Below are 3,048 nucleotides of genomic sequence, written 5' to 3'. Positions count from 1 at the left end.
CTCCGCGCCCTCCGCGCCCGCCCGACCCCGTCGCCCGCCGGCCCGCAGGGCGACCCTCGGGGCCGCCTCCCGCCCCGCCGGAAACCACCCCGATTGACCGAAAACCGATCGAAAGGGGAGGGTCCGCCCGCACCGGTGACCCGCCGGGCGGACATGGGAGGGGCCGTACGGGACAGAAGCCCGAAAACCCCGGCGGGACCGTGACGTCCCCGAGGCGACCGACGACGAGGCCGACGCGGGTGTCGACGCCGCCGGGTGACCACCGCACGACGGGCCGTGGAGCCCGTCACGAATCCGGGAGGTACGTTGACCCCGCCGACCGGTGCCGCCGGCACCCTCGAGTCGTCCCACGCGTCGGAGGTCGAGTCCCCCGACGCCACCGGGGAACTCACCCGGCTGTCCGCCCGGGACTCCGCACGCGTCCTGACACAACTGTTGCTGCCCACCGCCGCCAAGGGCCCGATCATCCGCCGGCCCGCCCCGATGAAGCTCTCCGAACGCCACGGCTGGGACCGTCGGGCGCTGGCCCTGATGGCCGAGTTGCGGGAGCGCTACGGGGACGGTCCGGTGATGGTCACCACCGCCGCCCGGCCGATCGCCCTGCTGCTCACCCCCGACGGCATGAGCCGGGCCCTCGACCGGACTCCCGACCCGTTCACCCCCGACACCCTGGAGAAGCGGTGGGCGCTGGGGCAGTTCCAGCCCCACGGCTCGCTGATCTCGCGCGGTGGGGAACGGCGGGCCCGCCGCCGGGTCAACGAGAAGGCCCTGGAGATGACCCGGCCGATGCACTCGGCCGCCCCGGAGGTGACGCGCCGCGCCGCCGAGGAGGCCTCCGCCACCGTGCGGCGGGCGCTGCGGCACGGCGTGCTGGGATGGGACGAGTTCAACGAGACGTGGTGGCGCGCGGTGCGGAGGATCGTCCTGGGCGAGGCCGCGGCGGACGACACCGAACTCACCCGACGTCTGGACGTGCTGCGCTCGGCCGCCAACCTCTCCCTGCTGCGCACCCGGCAGCGGGCCCGCCGCGACGAGTTCCTGCTGCGGGTCCACCGGTACGCCTTCGCCGCCGAGCCGGGCACCATCGCCCACGAACTCCACGAGCCGGGAATCGGCCGACCGGAGGCCGACCCGGTCGGGCAGATCCCGCACTGGATGTTCGCCTACGAGCCCGCGGGCATGGTCACCTATCGCGCCCTGGCCCTGTTGGCGGGGCACCCGCGGCAGGCCGCCGAGGCGGTCCGGGAGGTGCGGGAGGCCGGTGACCCGGTGACCCCCCACCCGCTGCCCTACCTGCGGGCCTGCGTGCGCGAGTCGGTGCGCCTGTGGCACACCACCCCGCTGTTGTTGCGGGAGACCACCGAGCCCACCCGCTGGCCGGGCGGCACCATGCCCGCCGGGACCCTGGTGGTGGCGTACACCCCGTGGTTCCAGCGCGGCGGGTTCGCCGCCCCGTACGAGAACTCCTTCGCTCCCGAGCAGTGGATCTCGGGTGAGGCGGAGGAGAATCCGGCGCTCGTCCCCTTCAGCGACGGCCCCGGGCGGTGTCCGGGGGAGAACCTGGTGCTGCTGACGGCGAGCTCGTGGCTGGCCGGGATGATGGCGCACACCGACTGGAAGGTGATCTCCCGACCCGCCCCCCGGGCCGGTGAGCCGATCCCCGCCCTGTTGGACCACTTCACGCTGTACTTCTCCCCCCGGCCCCGGCCGACCGCCGACTGAACGCGCCGACGCCTCGAACGGCCCCCGCACCGCCTCCTCGGCGGGAACCGGCGGGCCGTTCGACGCGTTCCCCCGCCGGGGCCGCCGACGGCCCCCGACGCCCCGTCGGCACCGGGGCCCGCGAACACCGGTGGTTTCGCCGATGCGCGGGTGCGCCCCGCGGCTGAACGATGACCGTGTCCACCCCCCACACAGCAGGGAGACACGAGTCCCATGGAGCCGCAACGGAACGAGGCCGGGCCCACCACCGGCCGGCACAGGCGCACGTCCCGCCGCCGCATCCTGTCGTTGGGTGTAGCGGCGCTCTTCGCCATCGGCGGGGCCGGAGTGGTCGCCCTCCCCAGCGCGATGGCCGGCGAGACCACCACGAGCAGCGTCTCCGCGCAGAACCAGTACCAGCGCGGGCCCGACCCGACGGTGTCGAGCATCGAGGCCCGCACCGGTCACTACCGGACCTCGAGCACCCGGGTCTCCTCCTTCGCCTCCGGCTTCGGCGGCGGAACCATCTATTACCCGACCACCACGAGCGACGGCACCTTCGGCGGCGTCGCGATCGCCCCGGGCTACACGGCCTCGTCCTCCTCCATGGACTGGCTGGGGCCGCGCATCGCCTCCCAGGGCTTCGTGGTGTTCGTCATCGACACCAACACCCGGCTGGACCAGCCCTCCTCGCGCGGGCGTCAGCTCCTGGCCGCGCTGGACTACCTGACCGAGCGCAGCTCCGAACGGCACCGCGTGGACTCCAACCGCCTGGCGGTCATGGGGCACTCGATGGGTGGCGGCGGCGCCCTGGAGGCCACCATCTCCCGGCCGTCGTTGAAGGCGTCGATCCCGCTGACCCCGTGGAACCTCACGAAGAACTGGAGCCGGGTCACCACCCCGACCCTGATCGTGGGCGCCGAGCGCGACAGCGTCGCCTCCGTGCGCAGCCACTCCATCCCCTTCTACACCAGCCTGTCGTCCTCGACCGACCGCATGTACGTCGAGCTGAGCGGCGCCTCGCACTTCGCGCCGAACGTCTCCAACACCACCATCGCGAAGTACAGCATCTCCTGGCTCAAGCGGTTCGTGGACAACGACACCCGCTACGACCGGTTCCTGTGCCCGCTGCCCAACGAGCGCGACATCTCGGACATCCGCGGCAACTGCCCGCGCTGACGTCCCGGCGGTGCCCCCGGGGCACCGCTCCGCGCCACCGGCCGGTGGTCCGCCCTCCACGGGCGGGCCGCCGGCCCCGCGCGTTCCCCCCGTCCCCCGCCCCGGGGGCGGGCCGGCAGGATCACGGACATGTCCTCATCCACGTCCCGGTCCCACCGCGCCCCGGCC

2 protein-coding genes are annotated in these 3,048 nt (G+C 74.0%); both read left to right on the top strand.

What is annotated here, in order from left to right:
• The first annotated feature begins 306 nt into the window (after positions 1-306).
• Positions 307-1,722: a cytochrome P450 gene (locus tag FOE67_RS21275; RefSeq protein ID WP_182666447.1), complete on the top strand. Its 1,416-nt coding sequence runs from the start codon at positions 307-309 to the stop codon at positions 1,720-1,722.
• A 213-nt stretch (positions 1,723-1,935) separates the two neighbouring features.
• Positions 1,936-2,880, top strand: a complete 945-nt coding sequence (locus tag FOE67_RS21270; RefSeq protein ID WP_182666446.1) for an alpha/beta hydrolase family protein — start codon at positions 1,936-1,938, stop codon at positions 2,878-2,880.
• Positions 2,881-3,048: the final 168 nt, after the last annotated feature.

It is taken from the genome of Streptomyces calidiresistens, from assembly GCF_014141525.1.
Taxonomy (GTDB): Bacteria; Actinomycetota; Actinomycetes; order Streptomycetales; family Streptomycetaceae; genus Streptomyces; species Streptomyces calidiresistens.
Note: the sequence above shows the minus strand (reverse complement) of the source record. Positions and strands in the feature narration are given on the sequence as shown.